Source organism: Paraburkholderia sp. BL10I2N1, from assembly GCF_004361815.1.
Taxonomy (GTDB): Bacteria; Pseudomonadota; Gammaproteobacteria; order Burkholderiales; family Burkholderiaceae; genus Paraburkholderia.
On the sequence record NZ_SNWA01000001.1, the window covers coordinates 3,502,408 to 3,528,677 of the forward strand.

Consider the following 26,270-nt stretch of genomic DNA (forward strand, 5'->3'; position numbering starts at 1 on the left):
TTCCCTTAAGCCGGAATCACATCGGCACGCGATGCGCCTTCCACCACGGCCTGCGCCATGTGAAGGGACGATATCGAGTCGCGGCTGTGGTCGAGTGGAATGTTGTACGTGATGCGCGCACCGTAAGCCTGCGGCGCGTGCGGATCGACGCGCACCTTGTCGAATACCAGCACGCGGCTGCCGAGCGCGAAGCCTTCCTTCAGATCGTGCGTCACCATGAAAATCGTCAGGCCCGTTTCGCGCCACAGCGTGAGCAGCAGGTCGTGCATGTCCCGGCGAATGCCTGGATCGAGCGCGCCGAACGGCTCGTCGAGCAGGAGCACGCGCGGCTTCATCACCAGCGCCTGCGCAATCGCGAGACGTTGCTGCATGCCGCCGGACAGTTGATGCGGGTACTTGTCGAGCGCGGCGCCAAGACCCATACGCTCGAGCATCGACACGGCTTCGTCCTGCGCTGCGCGACGCCGCGCGCCGAAGAGACGCCCGGTGAATATCGCCTGCGGCAGTTCGAGCCCGAGCAGCACGTTGCGCATGACGCTCAGATGCTCGAACACCGAATAGCGTTGAAACACCACGCCGCGATGTGCATCCGGTTCACCGGGCAACGGCTCGCCGTCGAGCCGGATCTCGCCGCGCGTCGCGCGTTCCTGGCCGAGCAGCAGGCGCAGGAACGTCGACTTGCCGCATCCCGAGGCGCCCACCATCGAACAGAATTCACCTTGCCCGATCGTCAGATTGATCCGCTCCAGCACGACCTGTTCGCCGTACTCTTTCCAGACGTTACGGACTTCGATCATCGTGAGCCTCCGCCGTACCACGGGAACGCCCATTTCGTGAGGCGCCGCAACGCTTCGTCCATCAGCCAGGCGAGCAGCGTGATCCACATCACGTAAGGCAGGATCACGTCCATGGCGAGATAGCGGCGCACGAGGAAGATGCGATAGCCGAGGCCGTCCGTCGATGCGATCGCTTCGGCGGCGATCAGGAAGAGCCACGCAGAGCACAGCGACAGCCGCAACGCGACGAGGAGCCGCGGCAACAGTTGCGGCACGATCACGCGCAGCATCAGCGTCCAGCTGGTGGCGCCGAGTGTCTGCGCCTTCACCCACAGCTCGTTCGGAATTTCGCGGGCGCGCTGCTGAAGATCGCGGATCATCATCGGCGTGATGCCGATGACGATCAGCACGACCTTCGACAGTTCGTCCAGCCCGAACACGATGAAGAGGATCGGCAGCACGGCGAGCGGCGGGATCATCGAGATTACCGTGATGAACGGAGAGAGCGTCGCCGTGACGAGCGGAATGCTGCCCGTCAGGATGCCCGCCACGAGGGCGATCGCCGCGCTGACCACAAGACCGATGCCAAGGCGCCGCAGGCTCGACGCCGTGTCTGCCCACAGCAGATACTCGCCGGTACGCCGGTCCTCGGTGAAGGCGAACTGTCTGACCGCGTCGCTCATTTGCGTCGCGCTCGGCAGCAGCTTGTCCTCAGGGTTCGCCGCGAGGCGCAGCGACGATCCCGTGAAGTACACCGCGACCAGCACGATGAACGGCATGAGCAGCAGCATTAGCGCGCCGCTGCGTCCTGGATGTCGGTTGATGAGTCGCATGTCGGACTGCCTCGTGGTTCAGGGGCGTGATCTAGAGCTTGCCGTCCGCGGCCAGCCGTACGTAGGTCGGATCGAAGCGCAGCTTGACGTTGCTCTTGCTGCCGACGATCACGCCCTTGTCGAAGGCCATGCCGACCGTGTTCGCGTCAGGCGCGCCCTGGCCGAGCAGGCCATGGTCGAACGAGAACTTCGCGACGCGCGTCATGGTTTGCGGCAGGCTCGGGCTGGTGGCGAAGTCGAGCGCGGCCTTCGGGGTGTAGAAGAGCGCCGTGGTCGAGAGCTGGCCCTTGAAGCCCGCGAGGTCGGTGCCGGAAGCCTTGGCCATCGACGTCAAGGCAGCCGTGCTGCTGGCGTTATTCGCATGCATCAGCGCGACCATTTCGAACCATGCGCCGGTGAGCGCCTTGCCGAGCGCCGGATTGTCCTGAAGCGTCTTCGTGTTGACGACCATCATGTCCATGATTTCGCCGGGGATCTTGCTGGAATCGAAGACTTCGGTGACGTTCGGCTGCCCCTTCAGGTCGGCGAGCATCGGGTTCCACGTGACGGCCTGCCTGACGGTGGGTGTGGCGAACGCGGCCGAGATGTCCGCATCTGATGTGTTGACAACCTTCAGGTCGCGCTCGCTCAGGCCGGCCGATTCGAGCGCCCGCGCGAGCAGATAGTGCGAAACGGAGAACTCGACCAGATTGACCGGCTGGCCTTTGAGGTCCGCGATCTTCTTGCCGTTGCCCTTGATGAGCACGCCGTCGTTGCCGTTCGAGTAGTCGCTGATGATGAGCGCGGTGGAGTCGACGCCGCCGGTGGCGGGAATCGTCAGTGCGTCCATATTGGTCATCGCGCAGCCATCGAACTTGCCGGCGGTGTACTGGTTGATCGATTCGACGTAGTCGTTGAGCTGGACGACATCGACATTGATGCCGTATTTCTTTGCCCACTTCGAGACGATGCCCTGGGTTTTGGCTTCGCCCCATGGCATCCAGCCAGCGTAGATGGTCCAGCAGACCTTGAAGTCCGTGCGCCCGGCGGCAAACGTTGGGGTGGAGGCGAGAATGGAGAGAGCGGTGACGGCAGCAGCGAAGAGACGGAGCTTGCGCATGAAGTTGACCTCGGGTTGACGGGTTATCGACGGCAGGAGCGGCGCGACTTCTCGCGTTCTCTCCCGGGCTTTTATCCCGCCGTGTAACCTCGCCTGAGGTCGACAACTCTCGGACCAGCGTCCGCTTCGCATGACGCGATGCAGACCGGAACCCTAGTCGTCCATTGCAAATTGTGACTACTAAACCGGATGTAGCGCCGGCTCCTGGGAGGCTTGAAAAGCGAGAACTGTGCCATGCAATGTACTGCCGTGTGCAGGGCGTCTGGCGCGATGGCGATGCCCTGAATCGAGGCAGCGGCGCCATGAACAGGCGCCGCGATGCCCGGCAATGGTGCAGGTTGGGGCGGGCCGTCCGTTACCGCATCGGACGGTCTGTGCAGTGGTGGTGCGAGCAATCTGCGCCGGCGGTCACGCTGCGCGGTGACGACGCGCGGCGCGGGCATGCCCGACCAGGACAGGACCTTCCGGTTGCCCGTGACGCCGCAGCGCCTGCTGCGCCGTCATGTCCTTGAGCGTGGGATATTCGTAAGAGAAATTATTTGTCTCCTCGTGGAATAAATTCACACGATTGATGTTTAGTCCGTGTGGTCCGCAGCACGCCGCGGCAAACTTTACAGTCCTGCATGGAGCATCCATGTCTATCCGCCTGAAACTTGGTATTACGCTCGTCACCCTGGCTTTCGCCGGTGCCTCACTCGCCCAGACCCCGGACGTCAAACCGACGCGTATTCGCGGTGAGATCGCCGCCTTCGAGGGCGATGTCCTGAAGGTGCATCGCCGCAGCGGCGATACCGTTTCGATCGAAGTGAAACCCACCGCTGGCGTGTCGGCCGTCAAAGCCCTGCGGCTTGCTGACATCAAGCCGGGCACGTTCATCGGCACAGCCGCCACGACCGGCGCGGACGGCAGGCTGACCGCAACCGAGGTGCTTGTCTTTCCGGAATCCGCGCGTGGCTCGGGTGAAGGTCACTATGCCTGGGACCTCGGTCCCAACAGCTCGATGACGAACGCGAACGTCGACGCGGTCGTCGAGGGTGCGAGCGGCCGCGATCTGAAGCTGTCGTACAAGGGCAGCAGCAACGTGGTGACTGTCCCGCCCAATGCTCCCGTCGTGACCTTCACGCCGGCCGACCGTATCGATCTGACGCCGTGCAAGAAAGTGTTCGTCGTCGCGACAGCCGCCTCGCCGGGCACTTTTGTCGCGCAACGCGTCATAGTCGAAAAGGACGGCGTCGCTCCGCCGATGTAATTGCCGGTTGTGGGTGGACTGCCCGCCTCGTGGCGACCCGCGGGGCGGCGGTGCCTGTCGGTTGTCAGCGCGGCGGCGCCGTCTTCGATCAGATACGCATTACGCAACGCGCAGCGCCGCCACCGCATTGCGCAGCGCCGTGCGCAGCCCTTCCTCCACAACAGGGTGGTAGAAGGGCATCTCCAACATCACGTTGACGCTCAGCTTCATCTGCAGTGCCCATGCCAGCAGGTGAGCGATATGCGCGGCATCCGGCCCGATCCATTCCGCGCCAAGAAACTGTCGGCTCGCCCTGTCGACGTAGACATGCATCAGTCCGCGATTCTTCAACATGACCCGGCTGCGCCCCTGGTCTTCGAAGCTGACCTCGCCGGTGACGAAGGTGTCTGGCGCGAGGTCGGCATGCCGGGCTCCCACCATCGCAATGCCCGGATCGGAGAAGAGCACGGCAATCGGCGCGCGGCGGACCAGCGGCACGACATTCGGGAAGCGGGCCGCGTTGGTGCCCGCGGCGCGTCCTTCATCGGCGGCTTCGTGCAAAAGCGGCAGCACGCCGTTCGCATCCCCGGCGATGAACACGGGATGCGCATCGGCCTGTAGCGTCAACGGGTCATAGACAGGAACGCCCTTGCTATCGAGCGCGATGCCTGTGTTGTGCAACGCGAGGCGGTCGAAGTTCGGCTTGCGGCCAGCGGTGACGAGCACGTAGTCGAACGTGTCCTCAGCCAGTTCACCTGCGTCGTTTCTGAAACGGAGCTGCACCTCGTCGCCCTGGCGGACGGCCGCCTCGACTGTTGCGTGCGCTTCATAACGGAACGACTGGCGGAAGGTCTCGTGGGCATACGCCTTGATTGCCGGGTCGGTGAGTGGACCGACGCGTCCACGTGCGCCGAGCACGGTCACATCCACGCCGAGATGCGCAAGCGCCTGTCCGAGTTCGAGTCCGATCACGCCTGCGCCGACTACCGCGACCTTGCGCGGCAGGTCTGACCATTCGAACACATCGTCGTTGACGATCGCACGGTCGCCGAGGGCCTGATACATCGGCGGGATCACCGGCGACGAGCCCGTCGCGATCACGATGCTGCGCGCCCGCACGCGGGTGTGGTCGCCCACCTGAAGCAGGCCGTCGTCGATGAAACGCGCGTAGCCGGTGAGCCGGTCTTCGGCCGGGATGGACTCGACGCTATCGAGCACGAAACCGACGAAGCGGTCGCGCTCGCTCTTCACGCGCTGCATGACTTCCCGACCGTCGATGCGGATCGTGCCGTCGATGTGCACACCGAACGGCGCCGTATGCAATGCCGCATGCGCGGCTTCGGCGGCGGCGATCAGCAGCTTCGACGGCATACAGCCGACGCGCGCACATGTCGTGCCGTGCGGGCCGCCTTCGATCAGGATCGCGGAGGCGCCGGCCGCCTTCGCGGCGCGGTAGGCCGGCAGGCCGGCGCTGCCGGCGCCGATGATGGCGACATCGGTGTGAACTGTTTTCATGACGTCCTCGAAAGGATGAATACGCTAAATGAGTGCCGCTGCGCGCCTGTCGCGGGTCCGGTAAAATCCTGCTGCTCTCGTTGCAGTCACTGTATGTGCCCGCGGTCGCCGGGCGAATCCTCAAACGACGCAAGAACCTGCTCAAGCGGCTCAATATGGATCTGCTCAGTCGAGTCCTTTCCCTGATCCCCGTCACTGGCCGTCTGGACGTGCGCTGCCACTTCGGTGCGCCATGGGTGATCTCGCATGGCAATTCGGCCGTTCGCGAGATTCCGTATCACGTACTGCTGTCAGGCGAGGCCGTGCTCGAATACGGTGACAGCGCGCCCGAGAAGCTGATGGCGGGCGACATCATCGTGTTTCCCGCGGGCGGGGCGCATCGAATTTACGACGGCAGCGGCGAGCCGGCTTCGCCGCTGGTCGAGCGGCAAAGCATGTCGCTGACGGTTGCGGAGAATGAAGGGGTGGGCGCGCAGGCCGACGTCCTGTGCGGGCGGTTTCTGGTCGGCGCGGTGCCCGACCGGTTGTTGCGCGATCACCTGCCGGGGCGGCTGGTGGTGCGCAGCGCGCTCCACGGAAGAGGCGCGACGGACGGCGAGGGCGACCCGGCCGCATCGATGGCCGGCTCGCGGCTCGCGCGGCTCATCGAGTTGATGAGGGAAGAAGCGGTCGACGAAGGCCCTGGCAGCGAGACGCTGATAGGCCATCTGTCCGCCGCGCTCTTCGCGTTGACCCTGCGCTTCGCGAGTGTGGGGCCGCAGGCGCCGCATGGCCTGCTCGCCCTGGCGGGGCGGCCGCGGTTGCAACCGGCGATATCGGCCATGTTCGAGTCACCCGCAAAGCCCTGGACGCTCGACCAGTTCGCGGCGCTTTGCAATATGTCGCGAGCAACCTTCGTACGGCAGTTCCAGGACGCGATCGGGCGTTCCGCCACCGACGTGCTGACCGAGGTGCGCATGACGCTCGCAGGCCGCACGTTGCTGCAGTCCGGGCTTGCGGTTGCGGAGATCGGCGAAATGGTCGGCTATCAATCGGACGCCGCGTTTCAACGCGTGTTCAAGCGCCTTATCGGTGTAACCCCGGCGCGCTACCGCGCATCGGGTGGCCAGGTCGAAGCGGGATAAACCCGCGCCGCGCTGACGGCGTGTGCCGTCGTCAATTCAATTCTTCTTTCCTGATGCGATCTGACTGGACGTGACGCGACATGACGCGCGCCACGCGCTGCGGCTTGCACGAGCCGCGTTGTCGCGGCGAAAGGTCGCCGCATAGCCAGGCACAATGCACGCGGTCAGCGCAGGCGCGTTGCGCATTGATCCGAATGAGCATCTTGATGAGCCGTCCTGCGATTAACGCGGAAGGGACTGGCTCTTATAGTTCATCCAAGGCATCACCGACGGGCCCCAAGGCTATCTACAGGGAAACAGCATCATGACCACTGTAACGATCTACACTAAACCCACCTGTCCGTACTGCATCGCCGCCAAGGCGTTGCTGCGCAACAAGGGCGTGACGTTCAACGAGATCAGCATCGAGGGCGACCGTTCTGCGGCTTCTGCGCTTGCCGAACGAACAGGACGCCGCACGGTGCCGCAGATTTTCGTCGGCATGACGCACGTCGGCGGATTCGACGATCTTCACGCGCTTGACGAGACCGGCGGTCTGGATCCGCTGCTCAGCCGGCAGGCACAAATCGGTTGAACGCACGAAGCGACGCGATCGGACAGAGGGCGTCCGGTTGCGTTAGCGTTTATGCTCGTACGTTTCCCCAGCCTGAACGCCACGCGAACCTCGCCGCCATGACCCATCCTGATCTATTTGGCGGCCTTCTAGGCCCCAGCCTGCAGGCGCTCGACCTGTATGCCTTACTGGGCATCGTCACGGCACTGCTGCTTGGCGGTATGGTCAAGGGCGTGGTCAGTATCGGCGTGCCGCTCGTCGCGATGCCGATACTCAGCTTTTTCCTGCCGCTCAAACAGGCGGTCCTGCTGCTGTCGATGCCGATCGTTCTCGGCAACATCCCGCAGGCGCTGGAAGGCGGCGACATGCTGCCGACGGTACGCCGGATCGCAGCGCCTCTCGTCGGCACTGTTCTCGGCAACCTCGTTGGCGTGACTGCGCTGATCTCGCTCTCGCCGCACCGGGCGCAGGCCGCAGCCGGAGCGGTGCTCATGTTTGCGGCGTTCCTGCTGCTCGCGGCGCCGAAGCTCACCCTGTCGCCGTCTGTCGCGAGGCCCGCAGGGTTCGCGCTTGGGTTCGGCGCGGCGGTGATGGAGAGCATAGCGTCCGTGCCGGGACCCTTGCTGGCGATGTACCTGATCGCATCCGGTGCGACCGGCAAGGGATTCACCAAACAGATCGCGATCATCCTGGTGGTGTCGATCATCACCCTCATCATTGCGTTCAGCGGCGGTGCCCACGCGAGCTGGACCGATCTCGCCATCTCGGGTGCCGCGAGCATCCCGGTGGTCATCGGTATCCTGCTCGCGCGGCCGCTTCGCGACAGACTGTCGCCCGCCATGTTTCGCAGGCTGGTGCTGCTGTTCGTGGTCGCAGCGGCTGCGCAGATGATCTGGAAGTCGGGCCTCCCGTAACCGCCTCACGACCGCCGATCCCGGCTTGCGGAAAACACGGGACATGATCCGCTTGCTCACTAACGGGATTGGGGTTGACGTTGGTTTCCGACATTTGCTTCCTCGTTGCGCCCGACCTTCTGCCCCTGCAAGTCCAGGCAGGCGACGGTGTCTGCACCGTGCACGGTGTCGATGCGATCACCGAGGACAGATACCGGTAGTGGCCAGGCTTGCGTCGTTTGCGGTCACGGTCTGCGTAGTTCCGGCCAGCGAAGCCCGCGGAACGCTACGTTTTGCGGCGGCCACAGCGCGTACGGTCCTCAGCAGCGAGGGATTGTTCGGGAATTGAAAACGGTGATTTCGCGCTATTGGCATAGATATTCGATAGAGACGACATACACTGAATCCCATTCGCGACGCACCGGACATCTTTCAGACCGATGCGTCAATCGTTCTGTCCTGAACGCATGCAAGCCGTACGCGTTGCGGTTGCATGCCTTGTGCACAGGCATATCGTCGCAACGAGGTGATGCAATGTTGAAGTTTCTGGAATCGCTGGTTTATGTGGGTGCATTGGCGCTGTACCTGACTCCCTCCATCATCGCGGATGTGCGAGGACGTAAGGACACGTTGGCAGTCACAATCGTGAACGTGCTGCTCGGATGGACGATCATCGGCTGGTTCGCGGCGCTCGCGTGGGCCCATCATCCCGTCAGCGACAGAAAACTGACCCACATGGCGAGGAAATCGCGCCGTGTGGTTGCCCGGGCGCGGCATCGCGCGAGTCTCGTGCATCGCCCGTTCTGAAGTCGCGGTGATTTGCCGGGTGTGCGCCGTTGACCTCGCTAACGGCAAATCTCACCCGAATACGATGCGCGGAAAATAGAGCGAGACGACCCAGTTGGCCGGTCGACGATCTGGTTGATATGCAGATCGCCGCAGACGCTGCAGAGTAGATAGGCATCGACGGCACTGAGGTGGTGCTGCTTCGACAGCAGGTCGATCATTCCGCTGACAGCGGCTCGCGCGCTTTTCCATGAGATCCGGACCGATGCCAGTCGTCACCTCGTAACCCTTCGCATCCAGATGACGGCTGACGGGACCAGGTGTCGTGAATCGTGGAAACTCGAGGTGCGCCCCCTTGATGATCTCGAACCTGCCCGCCAATGAGGCGGGACTCTCGATGGCCGTTCCGCAGACTTCGCCGTCCCCCTGCGCGGCATGCGTGTCGCCGACCGAGAACAACGCACCCTTAACCTCGATGGGCAGGTAAAGCACGGTGCCGGCGCCGATGTCGTGAATGTCCATGTTGCCGCCGACGCGACGTGGCGGCAGCACGCTGTGCACACCTGCTTCGACGGGAGCGACGCCAATCGTGCCGCAGAAGGGTTTCAGCGGCACGCGCCCGCCGAGGCCAAACATAGCGGGCGATAGCAGATCCCGCCCGTATTTCCAGATGTGCAGGGCGGGCTCAGGAAACTGGTCGGTCAGCAGTCCGAAGCCGGGAATGTTCGCGGTCCATCCCCATCCCGATGGGGCGAACGACAGCAAGGTCACTTTGAGGGCGTCGCCCGGTTCTGCGCCATCGATATAGACTGGCCCCACCACAGGGTTCACCTTCGTGAAGTCCAGTTGTGCGAGGTCGGCGACGGTCGATTTCGCGCTCAACTGACCGCCGGACGCGTCTATCGAATAGAACTCGACGCGTTCGTCTGGCTCGATGGTCAGGACAGGTGCGAGCGCGTTGTCCCAACCTAGGTGGCTCTGGTGCTCATGAATCGTGTGGAGCGTGTTATTCAGTTCGTTCATGGCGTGCTCGCTGGAAAATTCCGGCTGCGCCAACCGGCTCATTTCGACGACTGGGAGTCGCATAGCGCGTCAGCTGCCTCTTCGTTCAGCATAGCGCCGGTATCCGATCTGGCATCAAGCTGATGGTGAAGACTGACTTGCGCACGCCGCCAGCTTGTCCGGGGCAGGGGTGAGCAATACGGGTGCATCGGTGAAGTCCACGACAGTGTGCTTCGGCAAAATGTGAGGAACAACAGCAGATCGCCGGCTACCCCGTGGCGATCGGTACCGAAGCGCGTTGACTGCAGGACAGTCAGCCATCGTTAGCGATCCCAGGCAATTACACTGAGCCAGATTCGTAGCGGAACAGAACGTCGGATTCTGCAAAGCCTGCCGCTGGCGAAGCGAAACTGTTGCTGAGGACGGAACACTTCCGACTGCCATGCAGAACCACTGACTAACATGCCAGCATGTCAACTTCCCTGACTCGCGTGCATTCACCCATGTGACTTACCGGCACCCTTTCTCAATAAGGGAATCTACCTGGCAAGAAGCAGGCTGGATGTGGATTTAACAAAGTTAGAATCATGATTCTAATTGAGCAATACACATGCTCAGAGAGGTATCAGGGAGGTAGCCGCTGCGCTGAACCTTGCGATCCCAGGCGCCAACAGTGCGCGCAAGTCGGCGAGCCGAGCGGCAAAGCAGATGGCGGCTCGGGAAACGCGCCCCTCAAGGCAGCACAAGCAGAGCGATTTCATTTCGCCAGGAGACAGTCATGTTAAGTCCCCACGAATTCACCACATTAATGCTGCTCGACCATAACCCCGATCAGATCGACCCGGACCGTATCGAGATCCGTACGCTCATGGAACACCGACTGGCGGCACTGGAGCCCCTTGCCTCAGGCAGCCGGCGTCCTCGCATTACACCGGAGGGTCATGCCATTCTGCAGGCTGTTGCGCGCATCCGATGAGTGACTGTGACATTCGCATGTCCGCATGTGGCGGGAACCCAGCGGCGCTATCAACGGCAGTCGGCCTGGGTTGAAATAGCGGGGCGGTAATCGGCAACCCGACGTGAGGAGGCACTGATGAGAGAGTCGTGGCCTGGGATTGTGTCAGGAATAGTCGTACTGGTGATAGCGGCGATCGCGGTGGCCGGGCACTATCGTCGCGAGCGTCGTCGTGAGCAGTTGCTCCGGAATCTGGATCATCACGACTGGTGCCGTTGGGTCCGGGTCCGCAGATGACCGCAGGTGACTGTTTCGCAAAGCATGAAGCGGTGTCGGGCGCCAGCGCGGTTCCGGGATACCGGCTTGCCCTGCGATCATGCGAATCCGGCTACAGAACCGTATGGCACAAAGCCACGTCGACGAGGTGAGTATGTGGTGGGACCAGCATGCGGAGCAGGATCTCTCACATATACAGGCCGCGGTCTGTCAGCTGGAGCGTCTGGGCAACAGGCTCGGGACCGTCGAGGTCAGTGCCGTGATGAATCCGGAGTACTGGCGAACGCGCATCCGCGAGGTGATGGCACGCCCTGACGTGCCGCCTCGCATCGTGCAGAAGGGGCTGGCTCTTCTGGCGAGGCTGGACCGTCTGCCTGGCGCGCCGCGCACGGAGGGGCGCGACGAGTGGTAATCGTTGCCCTCAACAACTCAAGATCTGATGGTGACGACTGCCGCCTGAAGCCAGCGTGTCTGGTTTCTCCGAAGCCTTGTTGTTCATGATGGCGTCCCGAATTAGTGGGCGCACACCGTGTCCCGGGTGTTATCCAAGCAGTTCACGATGCAATGCGATGAACTCCTGGGCGAGCTTGTGGCGGGGATCGAAGTGAATCATCGGCCGCGCATATTGATGAGACTCCCGAATCTTCACGGAGGAGGACAACCGGGACGCCAGCACCGGCAAACCCTCACTGACCAGTTCCTCGACCAGCTGGAGCGGCAGGCTTGCGCGGGGTTGAAACTGGTTGATCACGATTCCCTCGACCTCGAGTCCGGAATTGTGGTCCTGCTGAATCTCCTTGACGTTGTCGAGCAGCGTGTACAAGGCGCGACGGGAAAAATCGTCGCAGTCGAAGGGAATCAGGCAGCGTTCAACCGCAATCAGCGCGGAGCGGGTGTAGAAATTCAATGCCGGCGGCGTGTCGATATAAATTGCATCGTACGCATCCAGTTCATTGAGCGCGTCACGCAGCTTGTAGATTTTGTAGCGCGATTCGAGCTTGCCGTGCAGCGCATCGAGATCGGGATGGGAGGGCATGACATCGAGATTCTCGAATGGCGTGGGATGGATGAACGTCGACGCGGGCGTCGGCCTGAAGCTGAAGTTCAGGGCGGTTTCGAAGAAGTCCGCCACGCTCGGCTTGAGGTCGCTCGCCTGTTCGCCGAGAAGATACTGGCTTGAGTTGCCCTGCGGATCGAGGTCAATGACGAGTGTACGCATCCCCTCGCTGGCGTTGATCGCCGCGAGGTTGCATACGATGGTCGATTTGCCGACTCCACCCTTCTGATTGAATATGACACGCCGCATTTGCCTCTGCCCCTTATTTGATGATCGCCCGGAACGCACAGCTTACCGCAGTGGAGTTGCAGCGCGGCGACCCGTTCGGTTGAGCCGTCATCGTCAGGGCTAACTGCCGGGACAACTGCGGGGGGAGCGCGTATTCAACGGTATGCCCAAGCGTCACGTTGCCCGATTGCACGCGGCCCGCGACAGACCGCTCGCGACACACTCGCAGTGCAGGAAGATCGGCAGTTACGACTGAGGTGTGAACCCGTCGAGAGTGATGCCCAGTTCGGCTGCCAGATGCTCGACAAGCGCCCGAAGTTGAACCAGCTCTTCTCTCTGGCGCTTCTGCTCCGCCTTCAGGGCCTCGACTTCGTCGGACGAGACTGACTCCTCGACGGCGCCACGCCCGGGGGCTTCATTCAAACTGACTTCGCCGCACAGCAAATGCATCCAGCGATTTTCGCGCTCGCCTGGCGTGCGTGGCAGTTTGACTACGCGTGGCGGTTCGCGGGTCGCGAGCTCGTCCAGAAACGCCTCCACCGACGAGACATCGGCAAAGCCATGCAGCCGCGCGCTGTTCAACCGCAACTCCGCCGCCGTCTGTGGGCCACGCAGGAACAGCGTCGCGAGCAACGCAGCCGCCTGAGCCGGTATCCCCAGTACACGATTGATGTTGTGTTCGAAGCGCGTTACGCGGCTGCTGCTGCCTTCCAGCACCAGGCTCAGGCGTTTCAGACTGTCGATGGCGGCAAGTACGTCTGCCTCGGTGACGCTCATGACCGGGACTCGCGCAGTCTTCTGGTTGCAGCCCGATGTCAGTGCATTGAGCGTCAGCGGATAGGTGTCGGGCACCGTGTGCTGCTTCTCAAGCAGCACGCCCAGCACGCGCGCCTCAAGCGCCGTCAGGGAACGGATTGCCGGGTTCGAAAAAGCTTCGGGAGTGGAATTCATAGGGAACGTCGCAACACAGTTACCTGTGTGCGAACCTGAGAGTGGGTCCGGCAGGAAAGTCTGTCTGTGGGTCTATGATAACTGGCGCGGGCGCCGCGCACGAGCAGCCCTTGCCGCCGACATCGATCACGCCTGTGCTGTCTCACTCGCCGAAACGGTTCTATATCGGCGCGGGCGTGACGTGGTACGGCTTGCCCGATCCGCTATGCCGGTAGCGGCTTCATCCAGACTCAACATTCGCAGTTGCCGCGTGCTCGATGGCTGAAATCGTGCGTGTGCTCGAACGGCCGACGCCGGATGCTGCGCGTCAAATCCCTGCCTCGTGTTCCGAACCCGTCTTCGGTCCGAGCCGGTCGCTGCTGGAGGGCGCATGCACGTCCCGCGACGCGAATCCCGCCTCGTTCTGCGGAAGGTCGAACCACTCCGGATGAGTGCACGTTTCGCGAATGTCGGCAAGGCCAGAGGACCAGTGGTCCAGCATCGTGTTATAGCCGAACTGAAAATCCTTGAAGTGATTCTCGTACGGCTTGTCCCGGTAGATCAGCTGCACGACGTTGTAGCGCTTGTCGGTCGACATCAGCGCCGCGATCTTGCACCACGGGTCGCTTTGAAGCGCCTCGGCACTCACATGACGCAAAACCTCTCGAAGGGTCCGGCGCAGCAACTGATCGTGACGCACGTGATGAGTCACGGCTCTCGTCCGGCTGGAGTACTGGATGTCCTTGGTCCGGCCGTCCACCTGTTCCATGTTCGCCGGCAATTCGCCGCGTGCGCTCCAGAGATCGACCTGGAAGGCGAGGGTGTCGCGCCGGGGAATCTGTCCGAGCACCTCGGATAACGGTGTATTCGAGACGAGGCCGCCGTCCCAGTAGAACTCCCCGTCCACTTCGACGGCGGGAAAGCCCGGCGGCAACGCGCCGGACGCCATGAAGTGCTCGGGTCTCAACGTGATGTCCTTGTTATCGAAGAACGTCAGATTGCCTGTCGCCACATTGACGGCGCCCACGCACACGCGCATGCCGCCCCGGTTGATGCGGTCGAAATCGGCGAACCGCGTGAGCGTGCTGCGCAGCGCCGAGGTGTCGTAATGGCTTGCCTCGATCACCTGGCGCGCCCAGGGTCCCAGCGGCTGCGGAAAACGCGGCGCAAAGAAACCGCTCTGGCCTTCGAGGAGCGCGCGGGTCGAATACCACGCGGCAAATGCCTGCCGGTAGGCGTCGGAGATTTCGAACAGGCGGCTCTCGAACTCCGACGGCCAGAAGTTCAGCGCGGAAGCCGGCTGGCAGATGGCCGTCCAGAACTGCTTCAGTGCGTCGACGCGCGCTTCGGGTGCATTTCCGGCGATGATCGCCGTGTTCAGCGCGCCGATCGAGATGCCGGCCACCCAGTTCGGATGAATGTCAGCCTCGGCAAGCCCTTCATAGACCCCAGCCTGATAGGAACCCAGCGCGCCGCCGCCTTGCAGGACGAGCGCGACGCTCTCGTACTGCCGCGCGATTGTTTCGTTGAGCGTCACAAGGGCGCGGTTTGTTTCGATCGCCATATGAACCTCGCTGTAAATGCAACGATCGTAACCCGCCTGACCCTGGCCGGTTGCGGTGCGACGGCAAGGTGTTCTCCAACGGTGCGACCGTACGTGGTCAGCGGTTCTGCTAGTCGGCCACCAGGTGGTCGTTGGCTGCTTCGCCCAGTGCCAGCGCGAGATCCGCGAGGATGTGCCGTGCCTCGACGACTTCCAGCACAGGCAGATCAACATGTCAGTTCTATGGCAGCCGATTCGCACGATACGTAGAACGAACCCATCATGCGTGCGCCGGCGCGACGCCCCGGTTGCGGCCGGAGTCGACCTTGCGATTATGTAGTCGACTCGCTACAAAGGTGTGGCGACATCATGCAAATATCGGCTATAAAGTCGAAGTAAGGAATGGACGCCAAACTGGCTTATGCAAAGAGCATCCGGATACCTTGAACCGCTCGCATCGAAGTGTCGACTGCGCGTCGACTGCGTTGAGCGGCGTGGGAGGGAGCCGAAGCTTGTCCGACATGGCGCATACTGGTCGCGTTCACGCCCGGCTTCGAGCTTCTGCGGGACTCTGCGGCTGCGGAGAGGAGACCTCGACAGATGGACCCCGTCTGGATGCCCGATTGGATGCCGCCGGACGCAGTCGGCGGTTGAGCGCTGGAGAGTATGACTACCATGGAGTACGTGATGGCAAGCAAACCACAATGGCGTACGCTGTTCTCTCTGACTTTCCTGTCGTTGGCACTGTTGGGCAATGGAGCCCGCGCACAGTCGGTCCCGATCGTTACGGGCGAGCAATGGACCACCTCTTCGGATGAGGCCAAGAAGGCATATCTGGTTGGCATTGCCAATCTGCTTGAGGTCGAACGCGCCTACTACGGTGGCAATGCGCCGGCCGATAGCCAGGATATCGCACCGCGTTTCGTGAAAGGCATGCAAGGTCAAACCCTCGACAGCGTGCGTCAGGGTCTCGACAACTACTACGCCGCCAATCCTACGAAAATCCAGCATCCGGTAATCGAGACCATCTGGTTTCAAATGGTCCTGCCCGGTCTGAAAAAGAACCCGTAACGGAGATCGATCATGAAACGACTTCGCTGGATTGCGGTGATTGCGGCTATGCCGATCGTGATCGGATGCACGGACATGACGCCAAGGCAGCAGGGAACGATGAGTGGTGCTGCAATCGGCGCCGCTGGGGGGGCCGGTATTGCTGCCATCTCGGGCGGCGACGCCTGGACCGGTGCGATCATCGGCGGCGCCGCCGGCGGAGTGGCCGGCAATATCAGGGGCGGCCGCCAGTAATATCGCCGTGCCGGTGCGGGGTGTGAGCCGCGCATCGGCCGGATTGAAGAAGGCTCGAGCCTCACGCCTCACGAGGTCGAGCTGTGCAGTTGGATCGTCGTCCGCCGTTTAATCATTGTGACAACAGGAGAAAATTCAATGAAAGCAATTCACGCAATCAAACTGGCAAGCGGCGCGCTGCTCGTGATGGCCTCCATCCAGGCCTATGCCCAAACGAGCGAAGCGGCGCCTGCCGCCGAGACCCCGGCCCCGAGCGCCAAGAGCCAGCACAAGGCAGATAGCGCGGCCAACCGCGCGCTGGGACGAAAAGTTCGTACCGCGCTCTCCAAGTCGCTGGGGGTCGGCGCGTCGCATATCACCGTTCGCGCAAGCCATGGCGCCATCGTTCTGCAAGGCACGGTGCCGGAACAGGCCATGAGCGATCAGGCAACCGATATCGCCAAGGGCGTGGACGGTGTCACTTCGGTGAAGAACGCGCTGTCGATCCGCGCTGAAGGGACGTAAGCGCACCCGTCAGGCTCGTTCCTGCCGCCTGGCGCTCGTGGAGCGTGCTGCCGTTTTTTCACCGCGGTAGCGCGCTAACCGCGAGCCGCCTCGCGCACGAAATCGATTCGACTGGCAGGACGTTCACCGGGACGATCCTGTTGTAGAGCTTTCGTGCTGACGCGGAACCTTCCTGGAGGAATGAGGAAGCCATGTTTGCCCGCCCGGGTCATGCTTCTGTCTCTACGCCCTCAAAGGCACGGACACGCATTGCCGTGCGTCACGCAATGCTCATCGGTGTTGCGTTGCTGGCGCTGACGGGCTGCGCGCAGCCGTGGCAGCAGTTCCAGCCCGGCGAAGACCAGTCGGCGATCATTGCCCGCCTGGGTCCGCCGCGCGAGGTTTATGAACTGCCGGGCGGCGGCAGACGGCTGATGTGGCCGACGCAGCCCATGGGTGTCACGACCGTCGCCGCCGACGTGGATGCATCCGGCAAGATCCTGAACGTGCGTCAGGTGCTGCAGGCGAGGGAGTTCTATCGCGCGGAGATCGGCAAATGGACGCGCGAGGATGTACTCATCAATTTCGGCCGTCCCGTGCAGACCGCATTCTTTCGGCGAACGCAAAGAGAGGTGTGGTCGTATCGATATGTTGAAAACAACATCACGCACCTTCTTTTCAACTTCTCATTCGACACCGACGGCATTTTGCGTGAAACGCAGAAGACGCCTGACCCGCTGCGTGAGCGGGATATCCGCAGATTCTGAACCACTGGTTTTGCCGTTAGCCCGTCCAATGTCCGATGCACTGCCTGATTCGGCACATATCACGCCTCGGAGCCTCAAACCACGCCAAGCAGCTCTTTCAGTTGCGCGGTTTTCGACCGGCTGACCGGCACCTGGGTCTGCTCGGCATCGTCCATCACCAGATTGACGCTTTCGTCTGACTTGATCAGTTCGACCGCATACGGAAGGCTGACGATATGGCTGCGGTGCACGCGCAGGTAGATGCTGTCGTCCAGCCGCAGTTCGAGATCGGCGAGCGAGAGATTGGACAGATAGTGGTCGTCCTTTGTGACGATGGTCGTGTAGTGCCCGTAACCCTGGAAGCGCACGATGTCCTTGAGGTCGATCAGGATCACCCGGTTTTTCCGGTAGACAGGAATCTTGAAGAGGCGGCGCGGTTCTGCGAGATGACCGCCCGATCCGTGTCCGGACGGCTCGGTCGTGAGATCGGTGACGTCGTAGAAGATCATGCAGGTGCCGCACGTGCCGCCGATGCCGGTCATCCGTGAGACCTTGATCATCAGGATCCGGTCGGGGATGTTGATCATCATCGCAACCGGCGGCGGCGACTTCACCGGGCAACCGCCCGCATCGCGCGACTCCAGCAAAAAACGCAGTTTGTCGCGGCTCTTTTCCGGGTGCAACTGCACCACATCGATTCCGAACAGCTTGTCCTGCTGAACCCCAAGCGATTGCTCGCCGGCCGGCCCGAGAATCTGCAGGGCGACGTCGTTGAACGCGGTCACGTGACCCTGCGCGTCGAGCCATACCATCCCCGGATTGAACTGCTCCAGTTTGTGCTGAAACGTCTCCCCACGACGCGGTTCCGACGCCGCTAAAAGGGCGTGTTCAGGCGGTTTCATGCCAGGTCTCCTGCCCTCATGGGGCTGTCAACGCTCTCAGGCGAATTGTCTCCGTTGTATGTCTTTTCCGCATTTCGCGCAAGTTTCGGACCGTTCACGCAGAGAATTCCTCAGTTCGGGAAATCCGTATTGAAAATCTGCCGCGCGTCGTGGAATGGTCCAGTAACGGTGGCGGCCTGCGCGCCCCTGGCACGGAATCATCCGCCGCCGAACCGGTTTCATGCACGTTTTACGGTGATTGGCGCGCGTGCGCCACCACTCGGGAAATCGCGTTGAATTGCTGCATTGCATTGTGAAATGCTCGACAAAGGCCGATGACGCTCCACATCGTGGGCGGATGACAACCCAAGGAGGCCCAGGTGATCCCTCGACCATTCGAATATCACGTCCCGCGCACCTTGCCCGAAGCCATCGCGCTTCTCGGCGAACTGGGCGACGAAGCGAAACTGCTTGCCGGCGGACATAGCCTGTTGCCGATCATGAAGCTGCGTTTTGCCGAACCGGGCCATCTGATCGACCTCGGCAAGCTGAGCGAGCTCAAAGGCATTCAGGAAGTCGCCGGTGAAATCCGCATCGGTGCGATGACGACCGAGAACGAACTGATCTGGTCCACGTTGCTGCAAGCGAAGTGTCCGCTGATTGTCGAAGGTGCGCGCCAGATTTCGGATCCGCAGGTTCGCTACCGCGGTACGCTGGGCGGCGATATCGCGCACGGCGATCCGGGCAACGATCATCCCGCGCTGATGCTGGCGCTCGATGCGTCGTTTGTGCTCGCGGGCGGTCAGGGCGAACGTGTCGTACCGGCAGACGGTTTCTTTCTCGGCACCTACATGACGCTGCTTGAACCGGGCGAGATCATGACCGAGATCCGTGTTCCGACGCCGCAGGCCGGTACCGGCTCCTGCTACGCGAAGCTGAAGCGCAAGACCGGCGACTTCGCGACAGCCGCCGCGGCCGTGACACTGCGCATGAGCAACGGCGCCGTCAGCGACGTTCGCATTGCCTTGACCAACGTCGCGCCGGTCGCGCTGAGAGCAAAGGCCGCGGAGCAGTCGCTGGTCGGCAAGCCGTTCGACGAAGCGGCCATTGCGGAAGCGGCGCGCCTCGCGATGGACGTATGCGAGCCGGTCGCCGATCTGCGCGGCGACATCGAATACAAAACGGCGATGGCGGGCGAGATGACGCGGCGAGCATTGACCACCGCGTATTCGCGGTCAGCACACTGAAGCCGGTTCACGGAGAATACGACATGAACAGAAAGGCCATGGTGTCGTTCACGCTGAACGGCAAGGAAACGGATGTGGTGGTGGAGCCTCGTGAACTGCTGATCCACACGCTGCGCGAAAAGTGTCTGCATACCGGCCCTCATATCGGTTGTGAGACGTCGCATTGCGGCGCGTGTACGGTCGACTTCAACGGTATGTCGGTCAAATCCTGTACGGTCCTTACAGTGCAGGCTGAAGGCGCGGCGGTGTTCACCGTCGAGGGGCTCGCGCCGGGCGGCGAACTACATGCATTGCAGGAAGGCTTCATGCAGGAACACGGTCTGCAATGCGGTTTCTGTACGCCGGGCATGCTGATGCGCGCGTGGCGATTGTTGCAGGAGAACCCGAACCCGACCGACGAAGAGATCCGCTACTGGATGGCAGGCAACCTGTGCCGCTGCACGGGCTATCAGAACATCGTGAAGGCCGTGCAATACGCGGCGCGCAAGTTGCGCGGCGAAGCGGTCGAAACATCGCATCCGCTGACCTCAGCGGCCGCGCACTGACGCCCGGGAGCCACGCCATGGGAAATATCGACGCCAATCTCGATCGTCTGGCCGCGCTGGAGGGCATGGGTTGCTCGCGCAAACGCCGCGAGGACCCGCGTTTCATTCAGGGCAAGGGCACCTACGTCGACGACATCAAGATGCCGGGCATGCTGTTCGGCGTGATGGTCCGCAGTCCGTATGCGCATGCGCGCGTGAAGAAGATCGACAAGTCGCGCGCACTCGCGCATCCCGGCGTGCACGCCGTGCTGACCGCCGACGATCTGAAGCCGCTCAAGCTGCACTGGATGCCGACGCTCGCGGGTGACGTGCAGGCCGTGCTGGCCGACGAAAAGGTCTGCTTCCAGAATCAGGAGGTGGCGTTCGTCGTTGCCGACGACCGCTATGTGGCCGCCGATGCCGCCGAACTCGTGGAAGTCGAATACGAGGAACTGCCGGCGGTGATCGATCCGCTCGCGGCACTGGCGCCGGATGCGCCCGTGATCCGCGAGGACATCCGCGACAAACAGGCCGGTGCGCATGGCGCGCGCAGGCATCCCAATCACATCTTCACCTGGAACATCGGCGACAAGGACAAGACTGACCGCGTCTTCGATAACGCCGACGTCACCGTCGTGCAGGACATGCTGTATCCGCGCGTGCATCCGTGTCCGCTGGAGACCTGCGGCTGCGTTGCCTCGTTCGACAAGGCGCGTGGCGATCTGACGGTCTACATCACGTCGCAGGCGCCGCATGTCGTACGTACGGTGGTCGGCCTGCTGTCGGCGATTCCCGAATCGAAAATCCGCATCATTTCGCCGGACATCGGCGGCGGCTTCGGCAACAAGGTGGGCGTGTATCCCGGCTACGTGACGTCGATCGTCGCGTCGATCGTGCTCGGGCGGCCCGTCAAGTGGATTGAGTCGCGCGCCGAGAACCTGAGCAGTACGGCTTTCGCGCGCGACTACCACATGACGGGCGAACTGGCCGCCGATCGCGACGGGCGCATCAAGGCGCTGCGTGTCCACGTCACCGCCGACCACGGCGCCTTCGACGCCTGCGCCGATCCGACCAAATGGCCCGCCGGCATGTTCCATGTCTGCACCGGCTCCTATGCGATACCGAATGCGTTCGTCTCGGTCGACGGCGTCTACACAAACAAGTTTCCTGGCGGTGTCGCCTATCGATGCTCGTTCAGGGTGACCGAGGCGGTCTATCTGATCGAGCGGATGGTGGACGTGCTCGCGCAGAAACTCGGTATCGACAAGGTCGAAATCCGTCTGCGCAATTTCATCCGCAAGGAGCAGTTTCCCTACACCACGCCGCTCGGCCTCGAATACGATTCGGGCGACTACGAACCTGCGCTCAGGAAGGTGCTGGCAGCCGTCGACTACCCGGCGCTGCGTGCCGAACAGGCTGGGCGCCGGGCCGAACCGGACGCCGAATGGTTGATGGGCATCGGTGTGGTGAATTTCACCGAAATCGTCGGTGCGGGACCCTCGAAGATGTGCGACATCCTGGGCGTCGGCATGTTCGACTCCTGCGAGATACGCGTGCATCCCGACGGTTCGGCCATCGCGCGCATGGGCACGATTACGCAAGGGCAGGGTCACCAGACCACTTACGCGCAGATCATCGCGTCCGAGGCGGGTATACCGGCGTCGGTGATTACGGTCGAGGAAGGGGACACGTCCACCGCGCCCTACGGACTCGGCACCTATGGCTCACGCTCCACGCCGGTAGCGGGTGCCGCGGTCGCGCGGGCGTCGCGCAAGATCCGCGAGAAGGCCCGGCAGATCGCCGCGCATCTGCTAGAAGCGAGCCCGAACGACGTCGAGTTCGATCTCGACCGCTTCGTGCTCAAGGGGTCGCCCGGGCAGTTCAAGACGGTCAAGGAAGTGGCCTGGGCGGCGTACAACAACGTGCCCGAAGGCATGGAGATGGGCCTTGAAGCCGTCGACTACTACGACCCGCCTAACTTCACGTTTCCGTTCGGCGCGTATGTGTGCGTGCTCGAGGTGAACCGCTATACGGGCGAAACGCGGGTGCGCCGCTTCTACGCACTCGACGACTGCGGCACGCGGATCAACCCGATGATCATCGAAGGCCAGATCCACGGTGGCTTGACGGAGGGCTTCGCGGTATCGATGGGGCAGGAAATGCCCTACGACGAAGGCGGCAATCTGCTGGGCGCCACGTTGCTGGATTACTTCGTGCCGACTGCCGTGGAGACGCCGCATTGGGAGACTGATTTCACGGTTACGCCGTCTCCGCATCATCCGATCGGGGCGAAGGGCGTTGCCGAATCGCCGCACGTCGGCTCGATTCCGTGTTTCACGGCGGCCATGGTCGATGCGTTTGCGCATCTGGGCGTGACGCATATGAACATGCCGCATAACGCGTATCACGTGTGGCAGCAATGCCGCGCGCTCGGACTGACGAGGCAGTAGCGGGCAGCCGCACAGGCGCCGCGCGCGCCTCCATCCGTCACACACGCGAAAGGTGGCTTCATGAAAGTCGTACTTGAAAAAGTGTTTCCCCTCGCTGCCACGGCGGACAGCGCATGGCAGTTGATGCAGGACATCGAGGCCGTGGCCGGATGCATGCCGGGCGCGAAGATCACCGAGCGCATCGACGCGACGCATTACAAAGGGACCATCACTGTGCGGCTTGGGCCGGCCACGATGTCGTTCAAGGGTGAGATCGAGGTGATCGACCTCGATGCACCGGCGCGCAGCCTGCATCTGGTGGGCAAAGGCGCGGATGCGACGGGTACGTCGGCGGCGTCGATGGATCTCGTCGCTGCGGTGCGAGCCGCGGGTGATGCATGCGAGCTGACCGGCAGGAGCGAGGTGACGATGAGCGGCAAGGCGGCCGCCCTCGGCGGGCGCCTGATGCAGCCGGTGGCGGACCAGATGCTCAAACAGTTTGTGGCCAACTTCGCGGCGCGTCTCGCGACCTTGCAGTCGGCTGCCGCGTCATTGTCCGATGCCGAAGCGGCTTCCGTGACGCCTGAGAACGACGCACCGCATTCCGAACTGAACGGCCTCGCGCTGGCGTGGGCCGTCATACGTGACTGGCTGCGCGGCCTTTTCTCCCGCAAGACGGCCTGAGTATCGAGGCGTCCATGGCGACCGATCGGATGAACGACGTCGTGAGCCTGCAGCAGCGGCTGGAGCGGCATGGCTTTATCGCCGAGCGCAGCTTTGCCGCCACCTTGCTGCTGACGATGGAGATGCGCCGCCCGCTGTTGCTGGAAGGCGAGGCCGGTGTCGGCAAGACGGAAGTCGCCAAGGCGCTGGCGCGGCTGCTCGATACGCGACTCATTCGCCTGCAATGCTACGAAGGCCTCGATGTGCACTCAGCGCTGTACGAGTGGAACTATCAGCACCAGTTGCTGGCGATCAAATTGCTGGAGCAGGACGAGCGGTCTATCCCGGACAAGGAACAGGATATTTTCTCCGCACGCTATCTGCTCAAGCGTCCACTGCTCGAAGCGATCACGACGACACCCGCGCCGGTTTTGCTGATCGACGAAATCGACCGCACCGACGAGGCATTTGAAGCCTATCTGCTGGAGCTGCTCTCCGATTTCCAGCTGTCGATTCCGGAACTGGGCGTAATACGCGCGACCGAGCGGCCGTTCGTGATTCTGACTTCGAACGGCACCCGGGAGATCTCCGATGCACTGCGCCGTCGATGTCTGTACCAGTACGTCGACTATCCGGGTTTCGAGAAGGAGTTGCGCATCGTCCGCACCCAGGTTCCCGACGTGCCGGAGAAGCTGGCGCGACAGATCGTCGAATTCGTGCAGTCGGTTCGGCAGATGGATATGCAGAAAAAGCCCGGCCTGGCGGAAACGCTCGACTGGGTGGCCGCACTGCTGCGTCTCGGCGTGAGCGCGATCGATACGGACGGCGTCGAACAGATCATGGATTCACTCTCCGCGCTGCTGAAGACGCGCGAGGATCAGGCCGGCCTGACACGGCCGGTCGTTGAAAAACTGGTGGCGTCATGTTGACGGGCATTCCTTGCGCTGCGGATCGCGCGTTGCCACGAGGGGTGGAAGCGGCATTGGTCGCGCGCTATACCGGCTTTGCCCAATGGCTGCGCGCCAACGATTTTCATGTGACCAGCAGCGACGTGGCCGCCTCGATGGAGGTCGCGGAACGCATGGGACAGCTGGACAGCATGTTGCTGCGCTGGAGCCTGCGCTCGTTGCTGTGTTCGCGCGCGGAAGAATGGCGGCGCTTCGACGCACTGTTCGACGCTTATTTCATGCGGCCGAATCGCCGCAAACTGGTCGAAACACGAGCCGGCGGTGCCGGCCGGATCGAGCCGGACACCAGCGCAGGAGACAACCGGGATGACAGCGAAGGCCAACCGCTGTCTCTGACCGGACGCGGCGGTGAGCCGGCATCCGCGAGTGGCCGTGCAGCCGGGCAGGGAGCATCCGCGGAAACCTCGTTTGCGCACGCGGACTTCCGTCACCTCAACCAGCCCGACGAACTGTTTGCCATCGACGACGCGATCCGGCGTTTCGCGCGGCGTTTGCGGGGTATCCAGATTCGCCGCGAAGCGCGCGCGAGCGCCGGCCGTGTCATCGACATGGCATGGACGATCAGGCGCAGCATTTCGAGCGGCGGCCAGCCACTCGATCTCGCGTGGCGGCGCAAGCGGCGGCTGCGGCCGCGCATCGTGCTGCTGCTCGACGTGAGCCGCTCGATGAGCCTGTACAGCTTCTTCTATCTGCGGCTCGCACGCGTCCTGAGTGCGCGGGTCTCCGACGTGCATTGCTTCATCTTCCATACGCGGCTGGTGGGCGTCGAACAGGCCTTGCGCGACCCCGATCCATGGCGCTCGCAGGAGCGCCTGCAATTGCTCTCGGCAGGGTGGGCAGGGGGCACGCGCATCGGCGACAGTCTCGAGGAATTCAATCAGCAGCATGCAACGAGGCTGCTTCATTCACGCACGGCCGTCGTGGTTGTGAGCGACGGCTACGATGCGGGCGACCCCGCGTCCCTGCAACAGGCGCTCGCGAAGATCCGGCGGCGTTGCCGGTGTCTCGTCTGGCTCAACCCGCTTGCGAGCCATGCCGGTTTCACACCTGCAAGCGTCGGCATGCAGGCAGCCATGCCCTATGTCGATCTGCTGGCGGGCGCGCGCGATCTGGCAAGTCTCGAACGCGTATTACCTCAAGTGTTGTCCGTCCTGCAATGAAGGCCGATACCCTTTTACAGCTCGAACAGCGGCTGATCGACGAAGCCGAGCCGTTTGCGGTGGTGACCGTGATTCGCGCGGCGCCGCCCACTTCCGCGTGGGTGGGTGCCCAGGCGCTGGTGGATAACGACGGGGCTCTGCACGGCTGGATCGGCGGCGGCTGTTCACGGGCGATCGTGATCGAGGCGGCCCGCCAGGCGATCCGATCGGGACTGCCGAAGCGCGTTCGCATCAGCAACGAGCGGGTAGCGCCGGAGGCCGATGTCGAGGCGCACGCCATGCCGTGTGCCAGCAATGGCGCGATGGAACTCTTCATACAGCCTACGGTGCCCGCGCCGTCCGTGCTCGTGCTGGGTTCGACGCCCACGGCGCTGGAAGCCTGTGTGCTGGCGCAGCGTGTCGGGCTGCGCGTATCTGCGGCAGCCCACGTTACCGCGCCGCTGGCTGCGCTCGGCTTGCAACGGGTGATCCAGGGGTTCGATGCCGACGCCCTGAACGGGGTCGAGCCGCAACTGATTCTGGTGGCGACCCAGGGCGACAGCGACGAAGACGCCCTTGAAGCAGCCTTGCGCAGCGTTGCCGCGGTGGTGTTGCTGGTCGCCAGCCGGCGCAAGGCGGACAGGTTGCGTGAAGCGATGCTGGCGCGCGGAATTACCCCAGCACGCCTTGCTGCGCTCTATGCGCCTGCCGGCCCTGCGATCCACGCGCACACGCCGCAGGAGATTGCGCTGGGCGCGGTCGCCGGGCTGGTCACGCTGCGCCGCGAACTGGAGCAGGCGGCCGCCGATGCGTCCGCCTCGATGCTGGCTGGAGCCGAAACGGTGCCGGTTTTGCCGCCGTGCGAATCGATAGCCTCGGTCGAACTTTCTCCGGCGCGTTATCTCAACCCCGTTTGCGGTATGGCCATCGATATCGCATCGGCGAAGCATGTGATCGACAGCCAGGGACAGCGCGTCTATTTCTGTTGCGACGGCTGCAAGATCGAGTTCGAACGCGATCCCGACAGGTATCTGGCGATTGCGCGAGGCACAGCGCACAAGGCGAGAACATAAGCGACACGGGGAGG

General features: G+C 62.8%; 27 protein-coding genes, 1 pseudogene and 1 riboswitch. Of the genes and pseudogenes, 18 read left to right on the forward strand and 10 right to left on the reverse strand.

The window, feature by feature from the left end; translation table 11 throughout:
- Positions 1 to 5 precede the first annotated feature (5 nt).
- From B0G77_RS16200 to B0G77_RS16210, 3 genes are read right to left on the reverse strand one after another with little or no spacing between them, the layout of a single operon-like run.
- Entirely contained in the window at positions 6 to 797 is a 792-nt protein-coding gene (locus B0G77_RS16200; protein ID WP_133663030.1) for an ABC transporter ATP-binding protein, read from the reverse strand.
- Positions 794 to 1,609 carry an ABC transporter permease gene (locus B0G77_RS16205; RefSeq protein WP_133663031.1) on the reverse strand — a complete coding sequence of 272 codons (816 nt, stop codon included), beginning with the start codon at positions 1,607 to 1,609 and terminating at the stop codon, positions 794 to 796. Before B0G77_RS16205 ends, B0G77_RS16200 begins: the two co-directional genes overlap by 4 nt.
- A 31-nt stretch (positions 1,610 to 1,640) precedes the next feature.
- On the reverse strand, positions 1,641 to 2,708 hold the full coding sequence (locus B0G77_RS16210; protein WP_133663032.1) for a putative urea ABC transporter substrate-binding protein: 1,068 nt from the start codon (positions 2,706 to 2,708) through the stop codon (positions 1,641 to 1,643).
- Positions 2,709 to 2,766: 58 nt separating this feature from the next.
- A riboswitch (guanidine-I (ykkC/yxkD leader) is annotated at positions 2,767 to 2,876 on the reverse strand.
- Between the two features lie 466 nt (positions 2,877 to 3,342).
- On the opposite strand from B0G77_RS16210, the gene B0G77_RS16215 reads away from it, so the two are divergent.
- Positions 3,343 to 3,957 (forward strand): hypothetical protein, encoded by a 615-nt coding sequence (locus B0G77_RS16215; protein WP_133663033.1) that lies wholly within the window; start codon positions 3,343 to 3,345, stop codon positions 3,955 to 3,957.
- 99 nt (positions 3,958 to 4,056) lie between these two features.
- Here B0G77_RS16215 and B0G77_RS16220 read toward each other — a convergent pair whose 3' ends face one another.
- Positions 4,057 to 5,451, reverse strand: coding sequence for a dihydrolipoyl dehydrogenase (locus B0G77_RS16220; protein WP_133663034.1), 1,395 nt, complete (start codon positions 5,449 to 5,451; stop codon positions 4,057 to 4,059).
- Between the two features lie 155 nt (positions 5,452 to 5,606).
- Here B0G77_RS16220 and B0G77_RS16225 point away from each other — a divergent pair, with 155 nt between their 5' ends.
- The 4 genes from B0G77_RS16225 to B0G77_RS16240 all read left to right on the forward strand — a co-directional run bounded on the left by B0G77_RS16225 (position 5,607) and on the right by B0G77_RS16240 (position 8,828).
- A complete protein-coding gene (locus B0G77_RS16225) occupies positions 5,607 to 6,575 on the forward strand; it encodes an AraC family transcriptional regulator (RefSeq protein WP_133664174.1) in 969 nt (322 codons plus the stop codon).
- A 304-nt stretch (positions 6,576 to 6,879) separates the two neighbouring features.
- Positions 6,880 to 7,149, forward strand: a complete 270-nt coding sequence (gene grxC, locus B0G77_RS16230; protein ID WP_133663035.1) for a glutaredoxin 3 — start codon at positions 6,880 to 6,882, stop codon at positions 7,147 to 7,149.
- 98 nt (positions 7,150 to 7,247) lie between these two features.
- Positions 7,248 to 8,042 carry a sulfite exporter TauE/SafE family protein gene (locus tag B0G77_RS16235; RefSeq protein ID WP_133663036.1) on the forward strand — a complete coding sequence of 265 codons (795 nt, stop codon included), beginning with the start codon at positions 7,248 to 7,250 and terminating at the stop codon, positions 8,040 to 8,042.
- Between the two features lie 513 nt (positions 8,043 to 8,555).
- Complete coding sequence (locus tag B0G77_RS16240; RefSeq protein ID WP_133663037.1) at positions 8,556 to 8,828, forward strand: superinfection immunity protein; 273 nt, start codon at positions 8,556 to 8,558, stop codon at positions 8,826 to 8,828.
- Between the two features lie 51 nt (positions 8,829 to 8,879).
- Here the strand turns inward: B0G77_RS16240 and B0G77_RS16245 are convergent, their stop codons facing one another.
- The gene (locus tag B0G77_RS16245) at positions 8,880 to 9,830 is read right to left on the reverse strand and encodes an acetamidase/formamidase family protein (protein WP_243751017.1); all 951 of its coding nucleotides are present in this window, start codon (positions 9,828 to 9,830) and stop codon (positions 8,880 to 8,882) included.
- 757 nt (positions 9,831 to 10,587) lie between these two features.
- Between B0G77_RS16245 and B0G77_RS16250 the strand changes: the two genes are divergently transcribed.
- Both B0G77_RS16250 and B0G77_RS16255 read left to right on the forward strand, forming a co-directional pair.
- Entirely contained in the window at positions 10,588 to 10,785 is a 198-nt protein-coding gene (locus B0G77_RS16250; RefSeq protein ID WP_133663038.1) for a hypothetical protein, read from the forward strand.
- A 379-nt stretch (positions 10,786 to 11,164) separates the two neighbouring features.
- Complete coding sequence (locus B0G77_RS16255) at positions 11,165 to 11,452, forward strand: hypothetical protein (protein ID WP_133663039.1); 288 nt, start codon at positions 11,165 to 11,167, stop codon at positions 11,450 to 11,452.
- A 129-nt stretch (positions 11,453 to 11,581) separates the two neighbouring features.
- On the opposite strand, the gene B0G77_RS16260 is transcribed toward B0G77_RS16255, so the two are convergent.
- The 4 genes and pseudogenes from B0G77_RS16260 to B0G77_RS16275 form a co-directional block, all read right to left on the reverse strand.
- Positions 11,582 to 12,346: a ParA family protein gene (locus B0G77_RS16260; RefSeq protein ID WP_133663040.1), complete on the reverse strand. Its 765-nt coding sequence runs from the start codon at positions 12,344 to 12,346 to the stop codon at positions 11,582 to 11,584.
- Between the two features lie 225 nt (positions 12,347 to 12,571).
- Positions 12,572 to 13,276: a YceH family protein gene (locus tag B0G77_RS16265; RefSeq protein WP_133663041.1), complete on the reverse strand. Its 705-nt coding sequence runs from the start codon at positions 13,274 to 13,276 to the stop codon at positions 12,572 to 12,574.
- A gap of 307 nt (positions 13,277 to 13,583) precedes the next feature.
- Positions 13,584 to 14,819: a patatin-like phospholipase family protein gene (locus B0G77_RS16270; protein WP_133663042.1), complete on the reverse strand. Its 1,236-nt coding sequence runs from the start codon at positions 14,817 to 14,819 to the stop codon at positions 13,584 to 13,586.
- Positions 14,820 to 14,928: 109 nt separating this feature from the next.
- Positions 14,929 to 15,027 (reverse strand): annotated as a pseudogene (locus tag B0G77_RS16275) (acetoacetate decarboxylase); the annotation flags it as partial.
- Positions 15,028 to 15,485: 458 nt separating this feature from the next.
- Here B0G77_RS16275 and B0G77_RS16280 point away from each other — a divergent pair.
- From B0G77_RS16280 to B0G77_RS16295, 4 genes are all read left to right on the forward strand, one after another.
- On the forward strand, positions 15,486 to 15,869 hold the full coding sequence (locus B0G77_RS16280) for a hypothetical protein (protein WP_133664175.1): 384 nt from the start codon (positions 15,486 to 15,488) through the stop codon (positions 15,867 to 15,869).
- Positions 15,870 to 15,881: 12 nt separating this feature from the next.
- The gene (locus B0G77_RS16285; RefSeq protein ID WP_133663043.1) at positions 15,882 to 16,103 is read left to right on the forward strand and encodes a hypothetical protein; all 222 of its coding nucleotides are present in this window, start codon (positions 15,882 to 15,884) and stop codon (positions 16,101 to 16,103) included.
- 138 nt (positions 16,104 to 16,241) lie between these two features.
- On the forward strand, positions 16,242 to 16,607 hold the full coding sequence (locus B0G77_RS16290) for a BON domain-containing protein (protein ID WP_133663044.1): 366 nt from the start codon (positions 16,242 to 16,244) through the stop codon (positions 16,605 to 16,607).
- Between the two features lie 266 nt (positions 16,608 to 16,873).
- Complete coding sequence (locus B0G77_RS16295; RefSeq protein WP_243751133.1) at positions 16,874 to 17,353, forward strand: hypothetical protein; 480 nt, start codon at positions 16,874 to 16,876, stop codon at positions 17,351 to 17,353.
- Positions 17,354 to 17,427: 74 nt separating this feature from the next.
- Here the strand turns inward: B0G77_RS16295 and B0G77_RS16300 are convergent, their stop codons facing one another.
- Positions 17,428 to 18,234: a LytTR family DNA-binding domain-containing protein gene (locus tag B0G77_RS16300; RefSeq protein WP_133663046.1), complete on the reverse strand. Its 807-nt coding sequence runs from the start codon at positions 18,232 to 18,234 to the stop codon at positions 17,428 to 17,430.
- A gap of 359 nt (positions 18,235 to 18,593) precedes the next feature.
- Between B0G77_RS16300 and B0G77_RS16305 the strand changes: the two genes are divergently transcribed.
- From B0G77_RS16305 to B0G77_RS16335, 7 genes are read left to right on the forward strand one after another with little or no spacing between them, the layout of a single operon-like run.
- On the forward strand, positions 18,594 to 19,460 hold the full coding sequence (locus B0G77_RS16305) for a xanthine dehydrogenase family protein subunit M (RefSeq protein WP_133663047.1): 867 nt from the start codon (positions 18,594 to 18,596) through the stop codon (positions 19,458 to 19,460).
- A gap of 23 nt (positions 19,461 to 19,483) precedes the next feature.
- Positions 19,484 to 20,005 carry a (2Fe-2S)-binding protein gene (locus B0G77_RS16310; RefSeq protein ID WP_133663048.1) on the forward strand — a complete coding sequence of 174 codons (522 nt, stop codon included), beginning with the start codon at positions 19,484 to 19,486 and terminating at the stop codon, positions 20,003 to 20,005.
- Between the two features lie 17 nt (positions 20,006 to 20,022).
- Positions 20,023 to 22,434, forward strand: coding sequence for an aerobic carbon-monoxide dehydrogenase large subunit (locus B0G77_RS16315; protein ID WP_133663049.1), 2,412 nt, complete (start codon positions 20,023 to 20,025; stop codon positions 22,432 to 22,434).
- Between the two features lie 60 nt (positions 22,435 to 22,494).
- The gene (locus tag B0G77_RS16320) at positions 22,495 to 23,097 is read left to right on the forward strand and encodes an SRPBCC family protein (RefSeq protein ID WP_133663050.1); all 603 of its coding nucleotides are present in this window, start codon (positions 22,495 to 22,497) and stop codon (positions 23,095 to 23,097) included.
- A 14-nt stretch (positions 23,098 to 23,111) separates the two neighbouring features.
- Positions 23,112 to 24,005: a MoxR family ATPase gene (locus B0G77_RS16325; protein WP_133663051.1), complete on the forward strand. Its 894-nt coding sequence runs from the start codon at positions 23,112 to 23,114 to the stop codon at positions 24,003 to 24,005.
- Entirely contained in the window at positions 23,999 to 25,204 is a 1,206-nt protein-coding gene (locus B0G77_RS16330) for a VWA domain-containing protein (RefSeq protein ID WP_133663052.1), read from the forward strand. Before B0G77_RS16325 ends, B0G77_RS16330 begins: the two co-directional genes overlap by 7 nt.
- Positions 25,201 to 26,256: an XdhC family protein gene (locus tag B0G77_RS16335; RefSeq protein ID WP_133663053.1), complete on the forward strand. Its 1,056-nt coding sequence runs from the start codon at positions 25,201 to 25,203 to the stop codon at positions 26,254 to 26,256. Before B0G77_RS16330 ends, B0G77_RS16335 begins: the two co-directional genes overlap by 4 nt.
- Positions 26,257 to 26,270 lie beyond the last annotated feature (14 nt).

Bases quoted from the DNA above. Each gene is read 5' to 3' on its own strand.
- B0G77_RS16200 (WP_133663030.1), bottom strand. From the start codon at position 797: ATGATCGAAGTCCGTAACGTCTGGAAAGAGTACGGCGAACAGGTCGTG.
- B0G77_RS16205 (WP_133663031.1), bottom strand. From the start codon at position 1,609: ATGCGACTCATCAACCGACATCCAGGACGCAGCGGCGCGCTAATGCTG.
- B0G77_RS16210 (WP_133663032.1), bottom strand. From the start codon at position 2,708: ATGCGCAAGCTCCGTCTCTTCGCTGCTGCCGTCACCGCTCTCTCCATT.
- B0G77_RS16215 (WP_133663033.1), top strand. From the start codon at position 3,343: ATGTCTATCCGCCTGAAACTTGGTATTACGCTCGTCACCCTGGCTTTC.
- B0G77_RS16220 (WP_133663034.1), bottom strand. From the start codon at position 5,451: ATGAAAACAGTTCACACCGATGTCGCCATCATCGGCGCCGGCAGCGCC.
- B0G77_RS16225 (WP_133664174.1), top strand. From the start codon at position 5,607: ATGGATCTGCTCAGTCGAGTCCTTTCCCTGATCCCCGTCACTGGCCGT.
- grxC (WP_133663035.1), top strand. From the start codon at position 6,880: ATGACCACTGTAACGATCTACACTAAACCCACCTGTCCGTACTGCATC.
- B0G77_RS16235 (WP_133663036.1), top strand. From the start codon at position 7,248: ATGACCCATCCTGATCTATTTGGCGGCCTTCTAGGCCCCAGCCTGCAG.
- B0G77_RS16240 (WP_133663037.1), top strand. From the start codon at position 8,556: ATGTTGAAGTTTCTGGAATCGCTGGTTTATGTGGGTGCATTGGCGCTG.
- B0G77_RS16245 (WP_243751017.1), bottom strand. From the start codon at position 9,830: ATGAACGAACTGAATAACACGCTCCACACGATTCATGAGCACCAGAGC.
- B0G77_RS16250 (WP_133663038.1), top strand. From the start codon at position 10,588: ATGTTAAGTCCCCACGAATTCACCACATTAATGCTGCTCGACCATAAC.
- B0G77_RS16255 (WP_133663039.1), top strand. From the start codon at position 11,165: ATGGCACAAAGCCACGTCGACGAGGTGAGTATGTGGTGGGACCAGCAT.
- B0G77_RS16260 (WP_133663040.1), bottom strand. From the start codon at position 12,346: ATGCGGCGTGTCATATTCAATCAGAAGGGTGGAGTCGGCAAATCGACC.
- B0G77_RS16265 (WP_133663041.1), bottom strand. From the start codon at position 13,276: ATGAATTCCACTCCCGAAGCTTTTTCGAACCCGGCAATCCGTTCCCTG.
- B0G77_RS16270 (WP_133663042.1), bottom strand. From the start codon at position 14,819: ATGGCGATCGAAACAAACCGCGCCCTTGTGACGCTCAACGAAACAATC.
- B0G77_RS16280 (WP_133664175.1), top strand. From the start codon at position 15,486: ATGGCAAGCAAACCACAATGGCGTACGCTGTTCTCTCTGACTTTCCTG.
- B0G77_RS16285 (WP_133663043.1), top strand. From the start codon at position 15,882: ATGAAACGACTTCGCTGGATTGCGGTGATTGCGGCTATGCCGATCGTG.
- B0G77_RS16290 (WP_133663044.1), top strand. From the start codon at position 16,242: ATGAAAGCAATTCACGCAATCAAACTGGCAAGCGGCGCGCTGCTCGTG.
- B0G77_RS16295 (WP_243751133.1), top strand. From the start codon at position 16,874: ATGCTCATCGGTGTTGCGTTGCTGGCGCTGACGGGCTGCGCGCAGCCG.
- B0G77_RS16300 (WP_133663046.1), bottom strand. From the start codon at position 18,234: ATGAAACCGCCTGAACACGCCCTTTTAGCGGCGTCGGAACCGCGTCGT.
- B0G77_RS16310 (WP_133663048.1), top strand. From the start codon at position 19,484: ATGAACAGAAAGGCCATGGTGTCGTTCACGCTGAACGGCAAGGAAACG.
- B0G77_RS16315 (WP_133663049.1), top strand. From the start codon at position 20,023: ATGGGAAATATCGACGCCAATCTCGATCGTCTGGCCGCGCTGGAGGGC.
- B0G77_RS16320 (WP_133663050.1), top strand. From the start codon at position 22,495: ATGAAAGTCGTACTTGAAAAAGTGTTTCCCCTCGCTGCCACGGCGGAC.
- B0G77_RS16325 (WP_133663051.1), top strand. From the start codon at position 23,112: ATGGCGACCGATCGGATGAACGACGTCGTGAGCCTGCAGCAGCGGCTG.
- B0G77_RS16330 (WP_133663052.1), top strand. From the start codon at position 23,999: ATGTTGACGGGCATTCCTTGCGCTGCGGATCGCGCGTTGCCACGAGGG.
- B0G77_RS16335 (WP_133663053.1), top strand. From the start codon at position 25,201: ATGAAGGCCGATACCCTTTTACAGCTCGAACAGCGGCTGATCGACGAA.